Annotated in this window: 20 protein-coding genes; 4 read left to right on the top strand and 16 right to left on the bottom strand. The window is 69.6% G+C overall.

What is annotated here, in order from left to right; all coding sequences use genetic code 11:
* Nucleotides 1-40: 40 nt before the first annotated feature.
* Nucleotides 41-1,189 carry an acyl-CoA dehydrogenase family protein gene (locus tag ACE3RQ_RS09575; protein WP_374521743.1) on the bottom strand — a complete coding sequence of 383 codons (1,149 nt, stop codon included), beginning with the start codon at nucleotides 1,187-1,189 and terminating at the stop codon, nucleotides 41-43.
* Nucleotides 1,190-1,201: 12 nt separating this feature from the next.
* Nucleotides 1,202-2,362, bottom strand: a complete 1,161-nt coding sequence (locus tag ACE3RQ_RS09570; protein ID WP_374521742.1) for an acyl-CoA dehydrogenase family protein — start codon at nucleotides 2,360-2,362, stop codon at nucleotides 1,202-1,204.
* A 154-nt stretch (nucleotides 2,363-2,516) separates the two neighbouring features.
* On the opposite strand from ACE3RQ_RS09570, the gene ACE3RQ_RS09565 reads away from it, so the two are divergent.
* Nucleotides 2,517-3,359 carry a FadR/GntR family transcriptional regulator gene (locus ACE3RQ_RS09565; RefSeq protein ID WP_374521741.1) on the top strand — a complete coding sequence of 281 codons (843 nt, stop codon included), beginning with the start codon at nucleotides 2,517-2,519 and terminating at the stop codon, nucleotides 3,357-3,359.
* Between the two features lie 7 nt (nucleotides 3,360-3,366).
* On the opposite strand, the gene ACE3RQ_RS09560 is transcribed toward ACE3RQ_RS09565, so the two are convergent.
* The 5 genes from ACE3RQ_RS09560 to ACE3RQ_RS09540 form a co-directional block, all read right to left on the bottom strand.
* Nucleotides 3,367-5,061 (bottom strand): FAD-dependent oxidoreductase, encoded by a 1,695-nt coding sequence (locus ACE3RQ_RS09560; protein ID WP_374521740.1) that lies wholly within the window; start codon nucleotides 5,059-5,061, stop codon nucleotides 3,367-3,369.
* Complete coding sequence (locus ACE3RQ_RS09555) at nucleotides 5,058-5,522, bottom strand: Zn-ribbon domain-containing OB-fold protein (RefSeq protein WP_374521739.1); 465 nt, start codon at nucleotides 5,520-5,522, stop codon at nucleotides 5,058-5,060. Before ACE3RQ_RS09555 ends, ACE3RQ_RS09560 begins: the two co-directional genes overlap by 4 nt.
* Nucleotides 5,519-6,703 (bottom strand): acetyl-CoA acetyltransferase, encoded by a 1,185-nt coding sequence (locus ACE3RQ_RS09550; protein ID WP_374521738.1) that lies wholly within the window; start codon nucleotides 6,701-6,703, stop codon nucleotides 5,519-5,521. Before ACE3RQ_RS09550 ends, ACE3RQ_RS09555 begins: the two co-directional genes overlap by 4 nt.
* A complete protein-coding gene (locus ACE3RQ_RS09545; protein WP_374521737.1) occupies nucleotides 6,700-7,677 on the bottom strand; it encodes a Bug family tripartite tricarboxylate transporter substrate binding protein in 978 nt (325 codons plus the stop codon). Before ACE3RQ_RS09545 ends, ACE3RQ_RS09550 begins: the two co-directional genes overlap by 4 nt.
* A 65-nt stretch (nucleotides 7,678-7,742) precedes the next feature.
* Nucleotides 7,743-9,059 carry a Rieske 2Fe-2S domain-containing protein gene (locus ACE3RQ_RS09540; RefSeq protein WP_374521736.1) on the bottom strand — a complete coding sequence of 439 codons (1,317 nt, stop codon included), beginning with the start codon at nucleotides 9,057-9,059 and terminating at the stop codon, nucleotides 7,743-7,745.
* Between the two features lie 116 nt (nucleotides 9,060-9,175).
* Here ACE3RQ_RS09540 and ACE3RQ_RS09535 point away from each other — a divergent pair, with 116 nt between their 5' ends.
* A complete protein-coding gene (locus ACE3RQ_RS09535; protein ID WP_374521735.1) occupies nucleotides 9,176-10,129 on the top strand; it encodes a 2Fe-2S iron-sulfur cluster-binding protein in 954 nt (317 codons plus the stop codon).
* Between the two features lie 37 nt (nucleotides 10,130-10,166).
* On the opposite strand, the gene ACE3RQ_RS09530 is transcribed toward ACE3RQ_RS09535, so the two are convergent.
* Complete coding sequence (locus tag ACE3RQ_RS09530) at nucleotides 10,167-11,273, bottom strand: CaiB/BaiF CoA transferase family protein (protein WP_374521734.1); 1,107 nt, start codon at nucleotides 11,271-11,273, stop codon at nucleotides 10,167-10,169.
* Between the two features lie 27 nt (nucleotides 11,274-11,300).
* A complete protein-coding gene (locus ACE3RQ_RS09525; protein WP_374521733.1) occupies nucleotides 11,301-12,674 on the bottom strand; it encodes a hypothetical protein in 1,374 nt (457 codons plus the stop codon).
* A gap of 137 nt (nucleotides 12,675-12,811) precedes the next feature.
* Between ACE3RQ_RS09525 and ACE3RQ_RS09520 the strand changes: the two genes are divergently transcribed.
* Both ACE3RQ_RS09520 and ACE3RQ_RS09515 read left to right on the top strand, forming a co-directional pair.
* Nucleotides 12,812-13,375 (top strand): DUF2889 domain-containing protein, encoded by a 564-nt coding sequence (locus tag ACE3RQ_RS09520; RefSeq protein WP_374521732.1) that lies wholly within the window; start codon nucleotides 12,812-12,814, stop codon nucleotides 13,373-13,375.
* A complete protein-coding gene (locus ACE3RQ_RS09515; RefSeq protein ID WP_374521731.1) occupies nucleotides 13,372-13,857 on the top strand; it encodes a MaoC/PaaZ C-terminal domain-containing protein in 486 nt (161 codons plus the stop codon). The genes ACE3RQ_RS09520 and ACE3RQ_RS09515 overlap by 4 nt, the downstream gene beginning before the upstream one ends.
* 75 nt (nucleotides 13,858-13,932) lie before the next feature.
* On the opposite strand, the gene ACE3RQ_RS09510 is transcribed toward ACE3RQ_RS09515, so the two are convergent.
* The 7 genes from ACE3RQ_RS09510 to ACE3RQ_RS09480 form a co-directional block, all read right to left on the bottom strand.
* Nucleotides 13,933-14,640: a hypothetical protein gene (locus ACE3RQ_RS09510; protein ID WP_374521730.1), complete on the bottom strand. Its 708-nt coding sequence runs from the start codon at nucleotides 14,638-14,640 to the stop codon at nucleotides 13,933-13,935.
* Nucleotides 14,641-14,840: 200 nt separating this feature from the next.
* Nucleotides 14,841-15,998, bottom strand: coding sequence for an acyl-CoA dehydrogenase family protein (locus ACE3RQ_RS09505; protein WP_374521729.1), 1,158 nt, complete (start codon nucleotides 15,996-15,998; stop codon nucleotides 14,841-14,843).
* Between the two features lie 38 nt (nucleotides 15,999-16,036).
* Nucleotides 16,037-16,462: a Zn-ribbon domain-containing OB-fold protein gene (locus ACE3RQ_RS09500; RefSeq protein ID WP_374521728.1), complete on the bottom strand. Its 426-nt coding sequence runs from the start codon at nucleotides 16,460-16,462 to the stop codon at nucleotides 16,037-16,039.
* The gene (locus ACE3RQ_RS09495; protein ID WP_374521727.1) at nucleotides 16,459-17,652 is read right to left on the bottom strand and encodes a thiolase family protein; all 1,194 of its coding nucleotides are present in this window, start codon (nucleotides 17,650-17,652) and stop codon (nucleotides 16,459-16,461) included. The genes ACE3RQ_RS09500 and ACE3RQ_RS09495 overlap by 4 nt, the downstream gene beginning before the upstream one ends.
* Before the next feature lie 16 nt (nucleotides 17,653-17,668).
* On the bottom strand, nucleotides 17,669-18,949 hold the full coding sequence (locus ACE3RQ_RS09490; protein ID WP_374521726.1) for a CaiB/BaiF CoA transferase family protein: 1,281 nt from the start codon (nucleotides 18,947-18,949) through the stop codon (nucleotides 17,669-17,671).
* A 252-nt stretch (nucleotides 18,950-19,201) separates the two neighbouring features.
* On the bottom strand, nucleotides 19,202-20,293 hold the full coding sequence (locus tag ACE3RQ_RS09485) for a PA0069 family radical SAM protein (RefSeq protein WP_374521725.1): 1,092 nt from the start codon (nucleotides 20,291-20,293) through the stop codon (nucleotides 19,202-19,204).
* A gap of 45 nt (nucleotides 20,294-20,338) precedes the next feature.
* Entirely contained in the window at nucleotides 20,339-21,670 is a 1,332-nt protein-coding gene (locus tag ACE3RQ_RS09480) for a glycerate kinase (RefSeq protein WP_374521724.1), read from the bottom strand.
* Nucleotides 21,671-21,692: the final 22 nt, after the last annotated feature.

Below are 21,692 nucleotides of genomic sequence, written 5' to 3'. Positions count from 1 at the left end.
TGTCTCTCTCTTTCTGTGTATCGGGTGCCAGGGCAGGGCCTCAGGCGGCCGTGCCTTGCGTCAGCAGCGCGGCCAGGCGGGCGGCATGGGCATCGCCGTCGCCCAGCAACTGGTCCAGCACGTGAATGCGCCGCAGGTAATGGCCCACAGCGTATTCCTCGGTCATGCCAATGCCACCGTGCAATTGAATCGCGTGCTGCGCGAGTTGCCGCGCGTGGCGGGCCACCGACAGCTTGGCGCGGTGCAGGTCAAGGTGGGCGCCTTCGCTGCCCGGGTCGTCCACCGCCACCGCAGCGGTGATGGCCATGCTCTTGGCCAACTCCAGGCTCACCAGCATTTCGGCGGCGCGGTGGCGCAGGGCCTGGTTCTGGCCGATCAGGCGGCCGAACTGCTGGCGGGTGTTGAGGTAGTCCACCGCCAGGCGATAGGCCGCGCGCATGGCACCGGTCATGTCGGCGCAAATGGCGGCGATGCCCATGGCCAGCGTGCCGTCGATGGCGGCCAGGGCGCGCGCCGAATCGGCGGCATCGCCCAGGGCCTGGGCACGGGCGCCGGTGAGCTTGAGTTCACCGGCCATGCTGTCGTCCACCAAGGGGTAGGCGCGCACTTGCACGCCCGGGGCCTTGGCGTCCACCAGGAAAAGGGCGCAGCCTTCGCGCTGGGCGGCCTCGCCGCTCAGGCGGGCGCTCACCACGAAGCGGTCGGCCAGGGGCGCGCCCAGCACCAGCGACTTGGCGCCGCTCAGCACCCAGGCATCGCCCTCGCGGCGGGCGGTGGCCTGCACCCACCAGGGCGCGTGGCGGCCAGCGGCCTCGTCGTGCGCCCAGGCCAGGCGGCAAGCGCCCTCGGTCACGGCGGGCAGGCACTCGGCGCGCTGCGCCTCGCTGCCGGCCAGGCGCACGGCGGTGGCGCCCAGCACCAGGGGCAGGTAGGGCTCCAGCGAGAGGGCCGCGCCGAGTTCTTGCATCACCGGCAGCAGGTCTTCGGCGCGGGCACCAAAACCACCATCGGCCTCGGCCACGGGCAGGCCCATCAGGCCCAGCTCGGCGAGCTGCGCCCAGGTCTGGGGGCAATGGCCTTCGGGGCTGCTGGCCAAGGCGCGGCGGCGCTCGAAGCCGTAACGGTCGGCCAGCAGGCGGGCCAGGCTGTCGCGCAGTGCGCTTTGTTCGTCGTTCAATTCGAATTGCATGGGGCGTCGTCCTCAACCCAGGATGAACTTGGACAAGATGTCCTTCTGCACCTCGCTGGTGCCGCCATAAATGCTGGCCGCGCGCGAGTAGAAATAGCGCGGCGTGAGCGGGCCGTGCGCGGTGTCGTCGCTGCCGCGGCGCTCCAGCCCCGAGGGGCCGGCAATGCGGGCCAGCAGCGCGTTGACGTCTTGCTGCAGCTCCACGCCCTTGAGCTTGAGCACCGAGGCGAAGGCCGGCAGTTCCTGCTGCGCCGAGGGCGTGAGCAGGAAGCGCCAGTTGGTCACCTCCAGTGCGCGAATCTCGGCGTCCAGCGTGGCCAGTTCGGCCTGCAGCTTGGGGTCGTCGATCAGGCGGCCCGCGCCTTGCGGCGTGCGCTCGGCCACGGCGCGCGCATGGTCCAGGCGCTCGCGGCACAGGCCCACGTTGGCGATGCCGGTGCGCTCGTTGCCCAGCAAGAACTTGGCGCAGTCCCAGCCCTTGTTTTCCTGGCCCACCAGGTTGGCCACGGGCACGCGCACCTCGTCGAAGAACACCTCGTTGAGGTGGTGCTCGCCGTCGATCGAGGTGATAGGGCGGATGGTGATGCCGGGCGATTTCAGGTCGATCAGCAGGAAGGAAATGCCCTCTTGCTTGCGCGCCTCGGGGTCGGTTCGCACCAGGGCGAAGGTCCAGTCGGCCCAGTGGGCGGTGGTGGTCCAGATCTTCTGACCGGTGACGATGTAGTGGTCGCCCTCGCGCCGCGCGGCGGTGCGCAGCGAGGCCAGGTCAGAGCCCGAGCCCGGCTCGGAGAAGCCCTGGCAGAACCAGAGGTCAAGGCTGGCGAGCTTGGGCAGGAAGTGCTCGCACTGCTGCGGCGTGCCGAACTTCATGAGCACCGGCCCCAGCATGGTGATGTTGAACACCTGCGGCAGCGGCGCGGGCGCGCGGTAAAGCTCGTCCATCAGGATCAGGCGCTCGGCCTGGCCCAGTTCGGCCCCGCCGAAGCGGCGCGGCCAGTGCGGCGCAGCCCAGGCGCGCTCGTTGAGGATGCGCTGCCAGCGCACAGTGTCCTCCTTGCGCGGCGGGTGGCCGGCGCGCAGGCGATCGCGAATGTCTTGCGGCAGCCGCTCTTGAATGAAAGCCCGCACCTCGGCCCGAAAGGCCTGTTGCTCGGCGGTGAGTTGGAGGTCCATCGAATGTCCTGTTGTCTGGGGTTGACGCTTGTTCCAGTCCGGTCGCATTATTATGGTTCAACCAATAAAACCTGACAACCCGAATCTGGCACGCCAAGGCCCGTCCGTCACGAAGGTGACCCTGTATTACGATCGCCCAAAAGAGGTTCATCCAATGCCAAGCAAATCCCCGGCGACCACCGCCACCCGCGCCAGTGCCGCCAGCAAAGCCCCCACGCCAACCGCGCGGGGCCCGGTGTTCCAGCCCGTTCGCACGCGCCGCGCCTTTGAGGTGGTGTGCGACCAGATTCGCCAGCAGATCGCCCGTGGCGACCTGCGTCCCGGCGAGCGCCTGCCCGGCGAGAAAGAGCTGGCCGAGCAGTTCGACATCAGCCGCATCGCCGTGCGCGAGGCCTTGCGAAGCCTGGAGGCCGCCGCCGTGGTAGAGGCGCGCACCGGCCTGAACGGCGGCTTCTTCATTCGCGACAGCAACAGCGCCGGCCTCACGCAAAGCGTGCAAGACATGGTCTCGCTGGGCCAGGTCTCCATCTCGGACGTGACCGAGGCCCGGGTGGAACTGATGGGCGTGGCCATTCGCCTGGCCTGCGCCCGCGCCACCGAAGAAGAGTTGAACGCCATCGAGGCCGACATTGACCACCACACCGAGCTGTTCCGCGAGCGCGGTGGCTCGCGCAACACCAAGTCGGTGATCGAGTTCTACCGCCTCATCGCGCGGGCCACGCACAACAACGTGATCTTGATGATGGTGGACGCGCTGTCGGAGATCATCCGCGAGCTGCTGGCCCACATCGACCCGCAGCCCCGGCAAGACATCATGCTGGTGCGCCGCCAGGTGCTGGCGCTGCTGCGCGCGCGAGACCCCGAAGGCGCCAGCGCCGCCATGGCCCAGCACCTGCGCAAGGTGAGCGAGTACCTGGAGAGCGAAAGCCAGAAGAAGACAGCGGCCAAGGCCACGGCGAAAGCCAAGGCGACCGCCAAGGCCAAGGCCCGCGCCTGAAGCGGGCTCAGGCCCTCAGCGCATCCCCTGCATCGCGCGCGTGCCGCGCGATGCGCCAGCCCTCCACCATGGCCGGGCCCAGGGTGGTGCCGGGGCCAGGGTAGCGGCCCTGCATCACCGAAGCAGCGTCGTTGCCGCAGGCGTACAGACCGGGCAGCGGCAGCCCGGCCGCATCGAGCACGCGGCCGTGCACATCGGTCACCAGCCCCGCGCTGGACGCGGCATCGCCCGGCCACACCGTGAGCGCGCAGAACGGCCCCGCCTCGATGGGCGCCAGGCAGGGGTTGGGCGTGTGCGCCGGGTCGCCATTGAAGCGGTCGAACACCGAGGCGCCTTTGCCGAAGTCGGGGTCTTCGCCGCGCCGTGCGCCTTCGTTGTAGCGGGCCACGGTGGCGGGCAAGGCACCGGCCGGCAGGCCCAGGGCCTGCGCCAGCGCGTCCAGCGTGGGCGCCTGTACCAGATAGCCGCGCGCCAGCCAGGGCCGCAGGTCGGTGGTGCCGGGGGGAATGGCACCCAGGCCGTAGCGCCGCACAAACGCCGCTTCGCACACCAGGTGGGCCGGCACCGCGCCGGCGCGCACCATGCCTTCGACGAAGTGGTGGTACGAGGCGGCCTCGTCCACGAAGCGCTGGCCTTGCGCGTTCACCGCGATCAGGCCGGGCTTGGCGCGGTCCAGAAAGAGGTGCGGGAACAGGCCGGTGCTGCCGTCGGCGCGGGGCACGCGCGACACCGGTTGCCAGAAGAAATTGCCCGGGTGCTGCTCGATGGCCGCGCCCAGTTCGCGCGCGCTGGCCACGCCGTCGCCGCGCACGCTGGGCGGTGCCAGCGGGTGCACCGGGGTGCCGGTCGGATCCAGCTCACGGCGCAAGGCCGCGTGGTGGCCCACGCCACCGGTGGCCAGCACCACGCCCACGCGGGCGCGCAGGGTGTGCTCGCCATCGCCGGCCGTGAAGCGCGCGCCCACCACCCTGCCCTGCTCTTGATCCAGCCCGGTCAGGCGCCAGCCAAAACGAATGTCCACGCCCGCTTGCCGCAGGCTGTGAAAAAGCCGCGCCACCAGGGCGTTGCCCATCACCAGCCGCGTGCCGCGCGGGTAGCGCAGGCGGTCGATGGCGTGGCGCAGCACCAGCCGGGCGGTGTGCGAGAAGTGCCGCCACGAGCGGTAGCGGTTGAGCAGGGCCGTGATGTCGGCCTTGCCCACCATCATGCCGCCCAGCACCATGAACTCGGGCAGCGGTGGCCGCACGCGAACGAAATCGCGCCCGAGCAGGCGGCCGTCAAACGGCAGGGGCGACACGGCCCGCCCGCTCACCGCCGCGCCGGGCAGTTGCGGCAGGTAGTCGGGGTGCATGCCTGAGCTGGCGAAGGCCACGGCGCTGCGGGCCTGCAGGTCGCCCAGCGCCTGCGCGGCGGTGGCGAAGTAGGCCTCGCGCCGGCCGCGCGCGTCCAGCGGGCCGATCAGGGCGTGCAGGTACTGCCGCGCGGCGTCCACCGTGTCGCCATGGCCGGCGGCCTCGCCCTGCGGGTTGCCTGGCACCCACAGGGTGCCGGCCGAGGTGGCGGTGGTGCCGCCCACTTGCTCGCTGGCCTCGCAGAGCACCACGCGCAGGCCATCGAGCGCGGCCACCAGGGCGGCGGTCATGCCACCAGCCCCGGCGCCCACCACGATCAGGTCGGGCTGGCTGGCGTGGCCCTGGCTCATGCCAGCGTCCAGTGCAGCAGGCTGTAGGGCGGGTTGGCCTGGGGGTGGTGCTCAACCACGCCGCGCACCTCAGCGCCGATCTGCACCGGCTGCATTGGGTCGCCCAGCAGGTTGCCCACCATGCGCACCAGGCCGGCGTGCGGCAGCTCCACCAGCACGGCCAGGTAGGGGCCGTGGTTCTTCAGGCTGGCGTGCGCGGGGTGCCAGACGCGTTCCCAGCTGTAGATGCGGCCCTTGGGTTCCACCTCAACCCACTCGGGGTCGAAGGCGTGGCAGCGGTGGCAGATCCACTCAGGGCCGAACTGCCAGGTGCCGCAGTGGGCGCAGCGCTGCACCAGCAGCTTGCCTTCGCGCAGGCCGGCCCAGTACGGGGCCGACAGACCATCGGGCTCGGGCACCGGAATGGGCAGGCCTTCGGGCAGGTAGGAAGTGGTCGAGGGAGTGGTGGTGGGGGCGCTCACAGCACGGCCTCCGATCCGAACATGAGGTTGCTGGCGGGCGCCACCATGGGGCCGCCCACCACCAGGGCCACGTCGTGGCGCGGGGCCTGGCTGGTGGAGGTGCCGCGCACCTGGCGCACCGCCTCCAGCACCAGCTCGAAGCCGTGCATGTAGCACTCGGCCAGGTTGCCGCCGCTGGTGTTCAGCGGCAGGCGGCCCTTGGGCGCGGTGAGGTTCTCCAGCGTGAGGAAGTCGTTGGCCTCTTCTGGCTTGAAGAAGCCGTGCTCGGCCAGGGCCATGACCACGCCGCCGGTGAAGTTTTCGTAGCTCTGCACCACGCCCACATCGGCCGGGGTGACGCGAGCCATGTCGTACAGGTCGCGCGCCACGGTGCCGAAGTTGGCCGAGGCGTACTCGGCCGAGTTGTGCGGGTGGGCCGCGAAGCGGTAGCCCGCGCCCGAGGCGGCGCCCAGCAGATAAACCGGCTTGTTGGGGAAATCGCGCGCACGTTCGGCGTCCACCAGCACCAGGGCGGCGGCGCCGTCGTTTTCCATGCAGCAGTCAAACAGGTGGAAGGGCTCGGCGATCCAGCGCGACTCGTCGTAGCGGGCCTCGTCCAGCGGGCGGCCGTGCATCACCGCGCGCGGGTTGGCCTGGGCGTGGTGGTACGAGGCCAGCGCAATGGCGCGCAGCGCCTCTTGCCGCACGCCGTGCTCGTGCATGTAGCGCTGCACCCGCATGGCAAAGCGCTGTGGCGGCGAGAGCACGCCGTAGGGCATGAGGTAGGCCTTCTCGCCCGAGGCCGTGTTCACGCCCGTGGTCTGGCCAAAGCGGCCGTACTGGCCCTGGGCCAGCGAGCGGAACACCACCACGCAGTCGGCCTGCCCGGTGGCGATGGCCGCCGCGCCGTTGGCCACGGCTGCGCAGCAACCCCCGCCGCCACCGCCCCATTGCATGGTGGCGGTGCGCAGGCGCGGCAGGCCCAGCGCGGCGGCCAGGCGGGTGGCCTCGCTGCGGTCGTCGCTGTACGAGGCGAAGCCGTCGATCTGGCGCGGGTCCAGGCCGGCGTCGGCGCAGGCGGCCAGGATGGCCTTGAGCGCGAGCTTGAACTCGGCGTCGGGCGACTGGCCGTGCTTGTAGTACGGGGTCTCGCCAATGCCGACCACGGCCACGCGGCCACGCAGGGTGCGCTCGCCGCTCATGTGGTGATGCCCGCCTTGCGGATCACCTCGCCCCAATGCTTCATCTCACCGGCGATTCGCTGCTCCATCTCTTTGGGGGTGCTGCTGCGGGCTTCGATGCGGCGCTCGGTGAAGAGCTTTTGCACCTCGGGCCGAGCCACCGAGGCCACCACCGCGCTGTTGAGCTTGGCCAGCAGGTCGGCCGGCAGCCCCTTGGGGCCAAGCAGGCCGAACCAGGCGGTGCTGGCAAAACCGGGCACCTCATCGGCGATGGCCGGCAGGCCGGGCACCACGTCGGTGGGCGCGGGCGTGGCCACGGCCAGGTAACGCACCTTGCCCGAGGCCAGCATGGACGCGCCGTCCAGCCCGGTGACGAAGGCAGCGTGCAGCTGCCCGCTGGCAAAGGCGGTGAGCATGGGTGCACCACCGTTGTAGGGGATGTGCAGCAGCTTCAGGCCGGCCTTGTCGTTGAAGTGCTCGCCCGTGAGGTGCGACAGCGAGCCGTTGCCCACCGAACCGTAGTTGAGCTTGTCGCCCTCGCGCTTGGCATAGGCCAGGAACTCCTTGAGCGTCTTGGCCGGGCTGTCCACCGGCACGGCCAGGATCATGGGCGTGAGCGCCACGGTGGAGATGGGCGCCAGGTCGGCCACCGGGTCGTACGGCACCTTGCGCAAGAGCGAGACCACGGCGTTGGGGCCGGTGTTGCCGAAGACCAGGGTGTAGCCGTCGGGCGCGGCCTTGGCCACGATGTCGGTGCCGATGGTGCCGCCCGCGCCAGCGCGGTTGTCGATCACCACCGGCTGGCCCAGCAGCTCAGACAAGGGTTGCTGAATGGCCCGCGCGAGCTGGTCGGTGGAGCCCCCGGCCGGGTACGGCACCACCACGCGAATGGGGCGCGAGGGGTAGGCCTGGGCATGCGCCGTGAGGGCCGGCGCGGCCAGCAGGGCCGCGGTGGCGCCCGCGAACTGGCGGCGGTTGAGGTGGTGTCGGCTCATGGTGTCTCCTTCTGTGGGTGGCGGTGGGATGGGCGTTGTCTTCTTGTGCGGAATCGGGCCCGGGCTCAGGGCACGTAGCCAAACCCCTGGCCGAGCTTGGCCTTCATGACCTCGGCACCGGCCTGCTTCCAGTCACCCCCGGCGGGGATGGTGATGGAGATGGCGCGCCACAGGAACTGGTCGGGGTCGGTGGCCGAGACCGGGCGCTGGCCATCGGCCGCGAGGCGTTTGAGGGAATCGAGCAGCAGGCGGCGGGTGCGCACGATGCCGGTGTCGGTGGTGCCCAGGTGCTCCTGGCTGCGGTCGTAAATGGCCGCCACGCCCGACTGGCAGGCCGCGTCTTGCACCCACAGGCCCGGCAGGCCGGCGTTGTACTTCTTGGCCAGTTCGGCGCTGAACTGGTAGGCGTTGCCGCGGTTGAAGACGCTCCAGTAGGTGTGGTATGGGTCGGTGCAGGGGCGCTTCTCGAACGAGTCTTCGGACGAGTGGCCGGTCTGCCGACCGGCGTGGCCTTCCTTGAACACCTTGCGGGTCTTTTCGTAGAAGGGCTGGTCAGGGTGGTACGAGAACATCAGGCACAGGGTGTGCTCGTCGTCGATCGGCACCCAGGCGTGGCCGCTGAGTTCGGGGTACTGGCTCTGCGGGGGCACCAGCGTCCAGAAGGGCATCATGTACTGGTTGACGCGGATGTAATTGGCGTCCTCGCCCACCTGGCGGCGCGAGGCGATGCTGACGCCGGCCTCCTGCACCGAACACTCAAACGTGGGCGCCAAGTCTTGTGCCTGCTTCCACTGGTTGATGATGCCGCTGTTGTCGGCGCGGCCATGCAGGATGGCGGCGTGGGCCGAGTCGATCTCGCCTTCCAGCGCCTGCAGCCAGTTGCACTCTTGCACGCGCACCGACAGGGCCACCTGCTCCTCGGGCACCATGTTCCATTCCACCGAGGGCAGCGGCGGGGCCTGCTCGGGCTCGGGGCCCATGTAGGTCCAGAGCACGCCGTTGCGCTCGCGCACCGGGTACGACTTGATGCGCATGGCCGCCGGCATGCGCGAGTTGGCCGGTTCGGCCGGCATCTCCAGGCAGCGGCCCTCCACCGAGAACTTCCAGCCGTGGTACACGCAGCGCAGGCCGCCGTCTTCGTTGCGGCCGAACACCATGGGCGCGCCACGGTGCGGGCAGGCGTGGTCCACCAGGCCCACGCGGCCTTCGTTGTCGCGGAAGGCCACCAGGTCTTCGCCCAGCAGGCGCACGCGGTAGGGCTGGCCATCGGCCGGCACGTCCTTGGCCAGCAGGAAGGGAATCCAGTACAGGCGCATGAGCTGGCCCATTTCGGTGCCCGGGCCCACGCGCACCAGGCGCTCGTTGTCTTCGCGACTCAGCATGTTGTCATCTCCATATTGGTAGTACCATTGATAAATCGTACCACTAGCCAGATGCAACAGCAATCCCGGTTGTCACCTGTCCGTCACCCAGCCCCCAAACGCGCACTCGAACCGCCATGAACCCGCAAACCCTGATCCTTCGCCAGATTCGCCTGGAAGCCGATGGCACGGCTTCGTTTGACCTGCACGCCCGCGACGGCGGCGAGCTGCCGCCCTTCACGGCCGGGGCGCACATCGACGTGCAGGTGCCCAACGGCCCCCGGCGCAGCTACTCGCTGGTGGGCTCGCCCACGCGGCGCGAGCGCTACCGCATCGCCATCAAGCACGCGCCCGACAGCCGCGGCGGCTCGCGCTGGTTCCACGAGGTGGCGCGCGTGGGCATGGCGCTGGAAGTGCACGGCCCGCGCAACCAGTTCGAGCTGGTGGAAAACGCGCCCTTCACCGTGCTGGTGGCCGGTGGCATTGGCATCACGCCGCTGCTGCCCATGGCCGAGCGCCTGAACGCGCTGGGGCGCCCCTGGGTGCTGCACTACACCGCCCGCCTGGGGCGCGAGATGGCCTTTGTGCGCGAGCTCACGGCGCTGCAGGCCGCAGGCCTTGGCCAGGTGCACTTGTGCCGCACCGGCGAAGGCGACGCCCGGCTGGACCTGCCCGCCATCGTGGCCCAGGCCCCGCAGGGCAGCCACTTCTATGTGTGCGGACCCAACGGCCTGATCGACGCGGTGATCGACGCCACCGCCGCCCTGCCGCCCGAGCAGGTGCACCACGAGCGCTTTGGCGCCACGCAGGCCGCGGCCATTGGCGGCGGTTATGAAATCGAGCTGGCCCGCAGCGGGCGGCGCCTGCCGGTGGTGGCCGGCCAGTCGATGCTGGACACCTTGCTGGACGCGGGCGTGGACGTGCCGTTTTCTTGCACGCAAGGCATTTGCGGCAGCTGCCGCATCGAGGTGCTGGACGGCCTGCCCGACCACCGCGACGAGTGCCTCAGCGACGACGAGCGCCAGGGCAACCGCTGCGTGATCGCCTGCTGCTCGGGCTCGCGCAGCGCGGTGCTGACCTTGGACCTCTAAAGCCTGTTCGTCGCCCGGCCGCCGCCGGGCGCCAGGCTCAGCCCTGCTGCCAGCGCGCCAGCAGGTCGGCCACCGCCACGGCGGCCTTGGGCGCCGGGCCCTGGATGCGCGCCGGCGTGCGCGACAGGCGCGGCGCGGGCGCGGTGTGCACCACACCGTCCACCGGCACGAAGGCGCCACGCGCCTGCAGGTGCGGGTGCTGCGCGGCCTCGCTCAGCGGCAGCACGGGCGAGAAGCAGGCGTCGGTGCCTTCCAGCAGTTCACACCACTGGGCGCGGGTGCGGGTGCGGAAGATGCCAGCGAAGGCCTCGGCCATCTCGGGCCAGCGGGCGCGGTCGTTCTGGGCCTGGCGCAGGTGCTCGGGCAGGCCCACCTTCTCGCACAGCAGTTCAAAGAACTTGGGCTCGATCGGCCCCAGCGACACAAAGCCGCCATCGGCCGTTTCATACACGCGGTAATACGGCGCGCCGCCATCGAGCATGTTGCTGCCGCGCTGCTCGGTGTGCGTGCCGCGCAGGGCCTGCACCTGAAACAGGCTCATGAGCGAGACCACGCCGTCGCAGATGGCGGCGTCCACCACCTGGCCACGGCCGCTGCGCTTGGCCTCGATCACGGCCGAGAGAATGCCCACCACCAGGTACAGGCTGCCGCCGCCGTAGTCGCCCACCAGGTTCAGCGGCGGCACGGGCGCGCGCCCGGCCTCGCCAATGGCGGCCAGGGCGCCGGCGATCGAGATGTAGTTGATGTCGTGCCCGGCGGCCTGGGCCAGCGGGCCGTCTTGGCCCCAGCCGGTCATGCGGCCATAGACCAGGCGCGGGTTGCGCTCGGCCACCGCGTCGGGCCCCAGGCCCAGGCGCTCCATCACGCCGGGGCGAAAGCCCTCCACCAGCACGTCGGCCTGGGCCAGCAGGTCCATCACCTGCGCCACATCGGCGGGGTTCTTCAGGTCCAGCAGTACGGTCTGGCGGCCGCGGCCGATGATGTCTTTGGGGTCGCCCAGGCGCGCGCCGGGCCGGTCCACCCGGATCACCTCGGCCCCCAGGTCAGACAGCAACATGCAGGCGAACGGCCCCGGGCCGATGCCGGCGAATTCAATGACACGGATGCCGGCCAGGGGGCCGGTGGCAGACGGGGTGGTGGTCATGGGAATGGCTTTCTTCAAGGAGAGGAATCAGTGGGCGAACCGGCTGGCCGAGCCGCCCAGAATGAGGCCCACCAGCACCAGGCTGATGGCGGCAAAACCCAGGTTGGCCTTCATGCTCACGGTGAGCAGCGGCAGGCCCGAGAAGCGGCTGGCGGTGAGGCTCACCACCGAGAAAGGCGTGGTCACCACGGCCAGGCCCAGCCCGGCCAGCACCGCCAGCACATGCGCCGTGGGCGGCAGGCCAACGGCCATGGCCGGAAAGGCAGCGGCCACGACGATGCCCGACAGAATGGGGTGCACCGAGGTGCACGAGAGCATCACCACCGCCGCGGCCAGGAACAGGCAGGCCAGCACCGGGTAAGGCGCCAGGGCATGCGCCAGCGGCTGCGTCCACGTCACCGGAATGGCCGCCGCGATCACCGTGCCCGCGCAGCCCGAGGCCATCAGCATGCGCACCTCGCCAGCCAGCGATTGAAAGCCCCGAAAGTCTTGCAGCACCTGCGCCGAGGCCTCGCGCCAGGGGCGGCGCTGCGGCCCCAGGTACACCGTGATCGCCACGGCCGCGATGGGTGCCATCGTCACGATGAGCGCCGCGATCGGCACCCGCGCCCAGGCGCTCAGGGCCACGGCGCCACACAGAAACACCAGCATGCCCAGCGCCACCGGCCAGGCCAGCCGCGCCAGCGCGCCCCACTGCACCGGCTCGCCAGCGGCGGCCTCGCCGCGGCGGCGCGAGAGCCGGTCCAGCGCATAGCCCAGCAGCAGGCTGGTCAGGGCCAGCAGCACCGCGTAGGGGAAGATGGCGCCCCAGCTCAGGCCCGGGCTCAAGGCCAGCAGGATGCTGATGTTGCTGTACATCGGGCTCCACAGATTGGCCGCCGCGTAGCCCCGCGAAATGCCCTGGAAGCACTCGCGCCGGGCCTCAAGGTCGGTGTCGGGCAACTGCGACGCGGCCTCCATCAGCATGCTGATGCCCGCAAAGCCCAGGAAGCCGCCAAACACCTGGCTGGCAATGGGCAGGGTGACGCGGCGCTGGCGGGGGGGCACGGCCAGCAGGCGGCGCACCACCTCGCGCAAGAGCTGCACGCGCTGCGCCGCGCGCGACAGCAGCGACACCGACAGCAAGATGGCCGAGATCAGCCCCCCGATGCGAATGCCCTTCTCCAGCGCCAGCCAAGGGTCTGGCCCCCAGGGCAGCAGGGCCAAGGTGGCCAGCACCAAGGCCCACACCGTGCGGCGCAAGCCCACCGACATGGGCGACCGCGCCCCCAGCATGAACACGCCACCGGCCGCCGCGATGGCCCATGGCCCCAGGTGGCTGGGCCACACCATGTCCAGCACGGTGAACACCACCACCAGGGCCTGCCCCAGCAGCACCAGGCGAGAACGGGCGGTCACCATGGGAAGTGGTCAATTGCTTTGCCAACACGCATCGGGCAAATATACAATGTTTTGGCTCAACCATTGATGCATTGATGACAGAACCACCGGGTGGCCTGCCCCATCATCCAGGCATCCCCACTGACCGAACCTGCCCCATGCGAGAACGCCTGCACACCCGCTCCATCGAGTTCAACGGCTACCGCCGAGACGATGGCCTCTGGGACATCGAAGCCGAGCTGCGCGACCTGCGCCACTACGACACCCTCACCCCCGGCAAAGGCCTGCTGCCCGCGGGCCAGCCGGTGCACCACATGGCCATCACCCTCACCCTGAACGACGAGTTCGTGGTGCAGGACGTCTCGGCCAAGATGCTGTCCACCCCCTTTGGCGTGTGCATGGAAATCCAGGACAGCCTCAAGCCCCTGGTGGGCGCGCGCATCGGCTACGGCTGGCGCAAGGCCATCAGCGAGCGCATCGGCGGCGTGCAAAGCTGCACCCACCTGCGCGAGCTGCTGGTGAACATGGCCACCGCCGCCTTGCAGACCATCCCCATCTGGCACGTGCAGCAGCGCAAGAAACAGGGCCTGCCGCCCAGCGACGAGCGCCCGCACTACCTGGGCCAATGCCACTCGTGGCGCCTGGACGGCCCGGTGGTGCTGCAGCACCACCCCCGCTTCCACCAACCCCAAACCACCCCACCCCAACAGGAGACCCCATGAGCCAGATCGAAGAGCGCCAGCCGCGCGGCATGTACTTTGAAGATTTCGAGATCGGCAAGACCATCGTCACCTCGCGCCGCACCGTCACCCTCACCGACATCGTCAACTTCGCCTGCCTCTCGGGCGACCACAACGCGCCCCACGTCGACCACGAGTTCTGCAAAACCCAGCCCTACGGCGAGCCCATCGCCCACGGCCCGCTGGTGCTGGCCATCGTGGGCGGCCTGCAATGCCTCAGCGGCATCAACGACGGCACCATCATCGCCATGACCGGCCTGGACAACTGGCGCATGCACCTGCCCGTGAAGTCAGGCGACACCATCCACGCCCTCATCACCCCGGTGGAGAAAAAGCTCACCAGCAGCGGCACCAAAGGCATCGTCACCTGCGAACGCATCGTGAAAAACCAGCGCGGCGAAATGGTGCACTCGATGACCATCTCCAACATGTACAAGTGCCGGCCGGTGGCGGTGGCGGGCTGAGGGCCGGCGCCCCCTTCGACCCCATGCCCTGCGGCATTGCCCCACAGGCAGTGCCGCAGCAGGCCCCCGACCGGCTCAGGGCAGGGCCCGCTGGCTGACCAGCCTGAAATGCGCCGCGCCCTGGCGCTGCTCAAACGCAAACTTCACCTGCAGGGCGCCCCCCGCCGCCGCGCCCAGCGGGCCCACCAGCCCCACCTGCGCGGCCGTCGGCTTCACGATTTCCAGCTCCACCACAAAGCCCACGTCGTTCTTGAACGCGGTGCTGATGGCCAAGGCATTCCTGGCAAATGCCTGGTCGGGCACCTGCTCCAAGGTGGCCCACTGCCCCGCAAAGCCCAGGTGGCCACACACCATCGCGTCATGGGCCCGACGGTCCACCACCATGTGCACCCGGGTGCCCACTTGAAGGGTGACATCAACCACGTAGGTGCCCGCCTGCCAAGCCGGCAACTGGTGTTGGGTCACCATCACCGCGTTGACCTCTTCCGCCGCCCTGATCTGATGGAGCGTGTCCCCCAAGGCAAGGGGCTGCGCCTGCGCCTGCGCCGCCCCTGCTGGCAGGCTGGTGCCCTGGCAACGCGCGGCAGCGTCCGCGGCCTCGCCTCGGTGGGTGGCCAGGGCACACCCGGCCAGCAGCACCAGCGACAGGACGACGGAGAAAAGAAGCCTCTTCGGTATCACCATGAATTCGTGCGCTCTGGCGCAGCGCCGGCTGAACACGACGGCAAGCCCAAGCGCCTGGCGACGATAGAAGAACCGGCGGCCCGGCACCATCGTGTCCATCGCCTGGCGCGATGAAGGCCCCGCAGGGGCATGCCATGAAGAAGGCCAAGCTCACCGAGGAGCCCATCGCCTTTGCCCTGCGGCGCGCCGTCGCCGGCCGGCCCATTCAACACCACCAACCACTGGGCAGGCGATAGCGTCGGCAAGCAAAAAGCCCGGTGGACATCCACCGGGCTTTTTTCAAGGGGTCAGGCAGCCGATCAGGCCAGGTCCATCTGCTTGGCCAGGATGTTGCGCTGAATCTCGTTGGTGCCGCCACCGATGGGGCCCACGCGCGAGTCGCGGAAGAACATCTGCATGTCGTACTCGTTCGAGTAGCCGGCGCCACCCATGATCTGCATGCCGATGTCGGCGCACTTGAAGTTGTTTTCCGAGGCCACGACCTTGGCGATGGACGCCTCGGTCACGGCGGGCAGGCCGGCGTCGAGCACGTCGGCGGTGCGGTAGACCATCTGGCGCGCAGTCTCCGACAGGATGAGCATGTCGGCCAGCTTGTGCTGGATGACCTGGAAGTCGGTGATGGGCTTGCCGAACTGCACGCGCTGCTTGGCGTAGTCGCGGGCGTACTCGGTGATCTTGAAGCAGTGGCCGGCGGAGATGGCGGCCAGGCCCAGGCGCTCCAGGCCCAGGCAGCTCATGATGTTTTTCCAGGCACGGCCTTCGCCGCCGAACAGGTTGGTGGCGGGCACGCGCACGTTCTCGAAGAAGATTTCGTTGGCGTGCGTGGTGCGCCGGCCCAGCATGGACAGCGGGCGGATGGTCACGCCCGGGGCCTTGGCGTCCACCAGCAGGGTGCTGATGCCCTGGTGGCGGCTGCCTTCGCGGTCGGTGCGGGTGATGACCACCAGGTAGTCGGCCACGTGGGCGCAGGTGATCCACACCTTGTTGCCGTTGAGCACGTACTCGTCGCCCTGGCGCTCGGCGAAGGTCTTGATACCGGCCACGTCAGAGCCGGTGCCGGGCTCGGACATGCCCAGGGCCAGCTTGGCCTTGCCGGCAATGATCTTGGGCACCAGTTCTTTTTGCAGCTCGGGCGTGCCGAACTTGGCGATGTGCATGCCGGCGTACACGGCCGAGGTGGTGATGGCCTGGGCAATGCCGGTGTAGTAGTAGCCCAGCGTTTCCAGGAACACGGCGATGTCGCGGTACGAGCCGCCCATGCCGCCGAGTGCCTCGGGGTAGAACAGGCCGATGTAGCCGGCGTCGGCCAGGGCTTCATAGGCCTCGTGCGGGAACTCGCGGTTCTCGTCCATCTTGCGGACTTTTTCCCACGGCAGGTGGCGGTTGAGCAGGTCCAGCACGCCTTCGCGCATCATGCGCTGGTCTTCGGTCAGGCCGACGGTGTTGATGAGGGACATGAGAGGGTCTCCAGGGTGGGGAAGAAAAACAGAAGAGGTCAGTCGGCCGGGCGCGCCGCGAACAAAGGCCCGTCGCGGTACTGCAGCACCACCATCTCGACGGGCTTGCCCACGGCCAGCGGGCGGTCGTCTCGCTCAACCAGGCGGCACGCCAGGCGGATGCCGTTGTCCAGGTCAACGATGCCGCAGGCATAGGGCGACTCGGCCGCGAACACGGCGGGCGCGGCGTGGATGCGCGTCCACGAATACAAGGTGCCGCGCGGGCTCAGCTCGGTCCACTCGATTTCGGTGGACCAGCAGTGCGGGCACACCGGCTTGGGCGGAAAGGTCTGTTTGCCGCAGGCCTTGCAGCAGCTCGTCTGCCAGCGGCCCTGGCCCAGGGCCGACCAGAAGGTCTGCGTGAAGTCGGACAGGCGCGGGGGGTAGGCGCGATCGGCGTCGATCGCCACGGTGGCGAGGGTCATGGCTTGGCCTCCAGCACGTGAATGAGGGCGGCGTTGTAGTTGCCCAGCTCGCCCGTGGCGATGCCGAAGCGGGCGTTGGCCACCTGGCGCTCGCCAGCGCGGCCGCGCAACTGCTCGGCCAGCTCGACGTAGTTGTAGAGCGAGGTGACGTAGGCCGGGTGGCCACGCGAGGTGAGGCCGCCCGAGGTGGAGATGGGAATGCGCCCGCCCAGGCGGGTCTCGCCTTCAAAGGCGGCGCGCGCACCCTGGCCGCGCGGCACCAGGCCCAGGGCCTCGCTCACCAGCACCTCCACGATCGTGCAGGGCGCGTACAGCTCGGCCACGTCGATGTCGGCCGGCGACAGGCCCGCTTGCTCGTAGGCGGTGGCGGCGGCCTGGCGGGCCGAGGTGAAGGCGATCATGTCGTTGGGCACGTCGCTGATCTGGTGCGTGCCGTCGTGGCAGAAGCCACGGCCGCGCACCAGCACATAGGGGCGGCCCAGTTCCTTGGCCACGTCTTCGCTGGCCAGCACCAGGCAGGCCGCGCCGTCGCCGCGCGGGGGCACGTCGTACAGGCCCAGCGGCTCCACGATGGGGCGCTGGCCCACCACCTCTTCCAGGGTGATGGGTTTGCGGTACTGCGCCAGCGGGTTCAGGCTGGCGTGGTGGCGGTTCTTCACCGCCACCGAGCCGAGCTGCTCGCGGGTGGCGCCGTGCTCGTGCATGTAGCGCATGGCGTCCATGGCGTACCAGGCAATGGGCGTGAAGCCGGCGGAGGTGTGGAAGTCCACATCGCCGGTGGTGCGCATGCTGCTCATCATGTGCTCGGCCGCCGAGACCGCGCTTTCCATGTTGATGCCCAGCGCCAGCGACACGTTGGAGCGGCCCAGCATGATGTCGTTGCAGGCCTGGTCAAAGGCCAGCGCGGCGGTCATGCCGTTGCCCATCACCTCCATCACGTTGCCGCGGCACGAGAGCCGCAACTGCCCCATGAGGAAGGTGTGGAAGTACTTCTGGCGCGTGTAGGGGCGCGGCAGCGTGAACACCAGGCTCTGGATGTCCTGCTTGTCCACGCCGGCGTCGCGCACCGCCTCGACCACGAGGCGGGTCATGATTTCGTGTTCCAGCGTCTGCAGCGCGGCGTCGTCGGCCGTCTGGTGACGGCCCACGGGAATGGCGCTGGCGCCGATGATGGCGACGTTGCGGCTCATCTCTTGGGCTCCCGGCTCAGGCGGTGGTGGGCGCCACGGCGCCGAAGGCGCCCGCGTCGCGCAGGGCCTGGATGCGCTCGGCATCAAAGCCCAGCACCTCGTGCAGGATCGCGTCGGTGTCGGCGCCCACGGCCGGTGCGGCCACCGATGCCTTGGCCGGCGTGCGGTTCAGGCGCAGCGGCGTGGCGATGTTGGGAATCCAGCCCTTCACCGGGTGTTCGATGCGGTTCACCAGGCCGCGCGAGCGCGCCTCGTCAGACGCCAGGGCCTGCGCCAGGGTGCGCACCTGGCCGCTGGGCACGCCGGCGGCGCGCAGCTTGGGCTGCCAGTGGCTCCAGGGGTGCTTGCCGAATTCCTCTTCCATCACCTTGAACAGGAAGTCGCGCTGCTCCAGCCGGTTGGCGCGCTTGGACAGCACCGGGTCGTGGGCAATGTCGGGGCGATCGAGCACCTGCTCAAACAGGCGCACGAAGATGCCGTCGTTGCCGCAGTTGATGTAGAAGGGCATGTCCTGGCACTGGAACACGCCCGAGGGGCAGGTGTCGGGGCTGGTGTTGCCGTTGCGCTTGGGCTCGTAACCCGTGGTGAGGTGCTGCATGGCGGCAAAGCCGGTCATGAGGATGGCCGTGTCGAACAGCGCCACCTCCAGGAACTGGCCCAGGCCGTCGCGCTGGCGGGCCATCAGCGCCAGCAAGATGGCGTTGGTGGCGCACATGGCGGTGCTGATGTCCATGATGGCCGAGCCGGTGCGAACGCCCTGGCGGTCGGGGTAGCCGTTCATCGAGATGAAGCCGCTCTCGGCCTGGGCGATCGGGTCAAAGCCCAGCCGGTCGGCGTAAGGGCCGCTGCGGCCATAAGCCGACACCGAGCAATACACCAGGCGCGGGTTGATCTGGCGGCAGGTCTCGTAGTCCAGCCCGAAGCGCTCCATCACCCCGGTGGAGAAGTTCTCCACCAGCACATCGGCGTCGGCGATCAGGGCCTTGGCCACCTCAAGGCCCTGGGGCGATTTCATGTCCAGCCCGATGCTGCGCTTGTTGCGGTTGGTCCAGAGGTAAGGCGCGCCCTGGGCCGGCAGTTCGGGGTCGGCCGGCGGGTAGTAGCGGAAATCGTCGCCCTTGCCGGGCGCTTCCACCTTGATGACGTCGGCGCCAAAGTCAGCCAGCGTCATGGTGGCCAGGGGGCCAGCCACGAAGTGGGTGAAGTCAATGACGCGGATGCCATCGAGCACCCCTGGGCCTTTGGCGGCGGGTGCGTCCTGCGCGGGCAGTGCGTTGATGCGGGCTTGATCGAACACGGTTGTCCCCGATTCATGGTTTATTGGTCTGACCATTATACCTTTGACAAACATGTCACCAGCGCCACCCGCCGTGTTTGCACATGCGTGCCTCGGGGTTGCCTGCCGGTGATCACCGTTGCCACAAGGCCATTGGTTTTTTTGGCCCCATTTTTCAATGGTTGGACCATAGTTTACGCACAAGGACAAACCCAGGTCAACCGTGGAAATTGCTTACCCCGCCGCCCGCGCTTGGCAAGGGTTGGCCAGCGCTCAGAACAGCTCGCCCTGCCCCGCCAGCGCCGCCGGCCGGAACCGGTCGGTGCGCACCGGGGCCCGCGTGCGCTCGTAACCCAGCCGGTCACACGCCTTGGTGAAGCGCTGGCGCAGCAGGTCGGCCCAGATGCCCTGGCCCTTCATGCGCTGGGCAAAGTCGGCGCTGTAGTCGCGCCCGCCGCGCATGTCTTGAATGCGGGCCATCACGCGCTCGGCGCGGTCGGGGCAGTGCTGCTGCAACCACTGCCGAAACAGCGGGCTCAGTTCCCAGGGCAGGCGCAGCACCTGGTAGAAAGCGCGGCGCGCGCCGGCCTCGTGCGCGGCGGCCAGCACCTGTTCCATGTCTTCGTTCAGAAACGGAATCTGCGGCGACACGCTCACCCCCACCGGAATGCCGGCCTCGGCCAGCGTTCGCAGGGTGCGCAGGCGCCGGTGCGGCGCGGCGGCGCGCGGCTCCAGTGCGCGGGCCAGTGCCGGGTCAAGCGTGGTGATGGTGAGGTACACCGCCACCAGTCCTTGCGCGGCCATGGGCGCCAGCAGGTCGATGTCGCGCTCCACCCCGCTGCCCTTGGTGACGATGGCCAGCGGGTGGCCGGCGTCGTGCAGCACCTGCAGCACCTCGCGCGTGAGGCGCAGCTCGCGCTCGATGGGCTGGTAGGCGTCGGTCACCGTACCCAGGGCCAGGCCATCGGGTTGGTAGCCGGGGCGTTGCAGCTCGCGCGCCAGGCAGGCGGCCAGGCCGCGCTTGGCGATCAGGCGGGTCTCGAAATCGAGCCCCGGCGAGAGGCCCAGGTAGCTGTGCGAGGGCCGGGCGTAGCAGTACACGCAGCCGTGCTCACACCCCCGGTAGGGGTTCAGGCCGTAACGAAAGCCGATGTCGGGCGAGTCGTTTTCGGTCAGGGCGCTGCGCGCGTCTTCCCATGTCACCTGCGTGGCCGGCGGGGCGTGCCCGTCGTCGGCCTGTGCCTGCTCGGCCAGGGTGCTCCAGCCGTCGTCAAAAGCGGCGCGGTCGGTCGATTCGAAGCGGTGCGGCACCGCGAAGGACACCCCGCGTCCCTTGAGCCGCCGCAGCGGCAAGCGTGCTTCCATGCCCACTCCAATACTGTACGAATGCACAGTATTGTGGGGCCAAACTCAGCGCACCAGCAAGGCCCGGAAGTCGTTCACGTTGGTGTGGGTGGGGCCGGTCACCACCAGGTCGCCCAGGGCCGAGAAGTAGCCGTAGGCGTCGTTTCGGTCCAAGTGATCGCTCACCTTCAGGCCTTGCGCGGCGGCGCGCGCCAGGGTGTCGGGCGCCACGAAGGCGCCGGCGTTGTCCTCCACGCCGTCGATGCCGTCGGTGTCGGCCGCCAGCGCCCACACGCCGGCCTGCCCGCCCAGGGCCTGGGCCAGGCCCAGGCAGAACTCACCGGCCCGCCCGCCCCGGCCCTTGGGCTGGCCCTCGGCGCGCGGGCGCACGGTCACGGTGGTCTCGCCGCCACTCAAGATCACGCAAGGCGGCTGGAAGGCACTGCGCCCCAGGGCGGTGGATCGGGCCATGGCGCCCAGCACCTTGCCCACCTCGCGAGACTCGCCCTCGATCTCGTCGCTCAGGATGTAGGCGTTCAGGCCCTTGGCCCGCGCCGCCTCGGCCGCGGCCTGCAGGCTCTCTTGCGGCGTGGCGATCAGGTGCACCGCGTGGCCGGCAAAGCGCGCATCGCCCGGCTTGGGCGTTTCCAGCGTGCCGCTGCTCAGGGCCTGGTGCACCGCCTCGGGCACGGCAATGCCATAGCGGTGCAGGATGGCCAATGCATCGGCGCAAGTACTGGCGTCCGCCACGGTGGGGCCGCTGGCGATCACGCTCACGTCATCGCCGGGCACGTCGCTGATGGTGAGCGTCACCACCCGCGCCGGCGCGCAGGCCGCTGCCAGCCGCCCACCCTTGATGCGCGAGAGGTGCTTGCGCACGGTGTTCATCTCGCCAATGTGCGCGCCACTCTCCAGCAACTGCCGGTTGATGCACTGCTTATCGGCCAGGGTGAGGCCATCGGCCGGCAAGGTGAGCAGGGCCGAGCCCCCGCCTGAGATGAGGCACAGCACCAGGTCGTCGGCGGTGAGGCCTTGCACCAGGCCCAGGATGCGCTGGGCCGCGGCCAGGCCGGCCTCGTCGGGCACGGGGTGCGCGGCCTCCACCACCTCGATGCGCTCGGGCAAGCCGGCCGGGCGCGGCGGGGTGTGGCCGTAGCGGGTGACCACCAGGCCAGACAAGGGCGCATCGGCTGGCCACAAGGCCTCCACCGCCTGCGCCATGGCGCCACCGGCCTTGCCCGCGCCGATCACCACGGTGCGGCCTTTGGGCGGCGGCGGCAGGTGCGCGGCGGTGTTGTGCAGCGGCAAGGCCCGGCGCACGGCCGCGTCATACAACTGGCGCAGCAACTGGCGCGGATCGTCTGGTGCGTGATGGGACGGTGCCAAATGGGATTGCATGCAAGCATTCTCGCAAAGGCCT

The organism is Hydrogenophaga sp. (assembly GCF_041913525.1).
GTDB lineage: Bacteria > Pseudomonadota > Gammaproteobacteria > Burkholderiales > Burkholderiaceae_C > Hydrogenophaga.
This window is presented reverse-complemented; position numbering and strand designations above follow the sequence as displayed.

Coding starts and splice junctions, on each gene's coding strand:
- ACE3RQ_RS09530 (WP_374521734.1), bottom strand. CDS start 11,273: ATGACCACCACCCCGTCTGCCACCGGCCCCCTGGCCGGCATCCGTGTC.
- ACE3RQ_RS09545 (WP_374521737.1), bottom strand. CDS start 7,677: ATGAGCCGACACCACCTCAACCGCCGCCAGTTCGCGGGCGCCACCGCG.
- ACE3RQ_RS09495 (WP_374521727.1), bottom strand. CDS start 17,652: ATGAGCCGCAACGTCGCCATCATCGGCGCCAGCGCCATTCCCGTGGGC.
- ACE3RQ_RS09515 (WP_374521731.1), top strand. CDS start 13,372: ATGAGCCAGATCGAAGAGCGCCAGCCGCGCGGCATGTACTTTGAAGAT.
- ACE3RQ_RS09560 (WP_374521740.1), bottom strand. CDS start 5,061: ATGAGCCAGGGCCACGCCAGCCAGCCCGACCTGATCGTGGTGGGCGCC.
- ACE3RQ_RS09510 (WP_374521730.1), bottom strand. CDS start 14,640: ATGGACACGATGGTGCCGGGCCGCCGGTTCTTCTATCGTCGCCAGGCG.
- ACE3RQ_RS09565 (WP_374521741.1), top strand. CDS start 2,517: ATGCCAAGCAAATCCCCGGCGACCACCGCCACCCGCGCCAGTGCCGCC.
- ACE3RQ_RS09570 (WP_374521742.1), bottom strand. CDS start 2,362: ATGGACCTCCAACTCACCGCCGAGCAACAGGCCTTTCGGGCCGAGGTG.
- ACE3RQ_RS09525 (WP_374521733.1), bottom strand. CDS start 12,674: ATGGTGACCGCCCGTTCTCGCCTGGTGCTGCTGGGGCAGGCCCTGGTG.
- ACE3RQ_RS09575 (WP_374521743.1), bottom strand. CDS start 1,189: ATGCAATTCGAATTGAACGACGAACAAAGCGCACTGCGCGACAGCCTG.
- ACE3RQ_RS09485 (WP_374521725.1), bottom strand. CDS start 20,293: ATGGAAGCACGCTTGCCGCTGCGGCGGCTCAAGGGACGCGGGGTGTCC.
- ACE3RQ_RS09550 (WP_374521738.1), bottom strand. CDS start 6,703: ATGAGCGGCGAGCGCACCCTGCGTGGCCGCGTGGCCGTGGTCGGCATT.
- ACE3RQ_RS09500 (WP_374521728.1), bottom strand. CDS start 16,462: ATGACCCTCGCCACCGTGGCGATCGACGCCGATCGCGCCTACCCCCCG.
- ACE3RQ_RS09535 (WP_374521735.1), top strand. CDS start 9,176: ATGAACCCGCAAACCCTGATCCTTCGCCAGATTCGCCTGGAAGCCGAT.
- ACE3RQ_RS09505 (WP_374521729.1), bottom strand. CDS start 15,998: ATGTCCCTCATCAACACCGTCGGCCTGACCGAAGACCAGCGCATGATG.
- ACE3RQ_RS09540 (WP_374521736.1), bottom strand. CDS start 9,059: ATGCTGAGTCGCGAAGACAACGAGCGCCTGGTGCGCGTGGGCCCGGGC.
- ACE3RQ_RS09480 (WP_374521724.1), bottom strand. CDS start 21,670: ATGCAATCCCATTTGGCACCGTCCCATCACGCACCAGACGATCCGCGC.
- ACE3RQ_RS09520 (WP_374521732.1), top strand. CDS start 12,812: ATGCGAGAACGCCTGCACACCCGCTCCATCGAGTTCAACGGCTACCGC.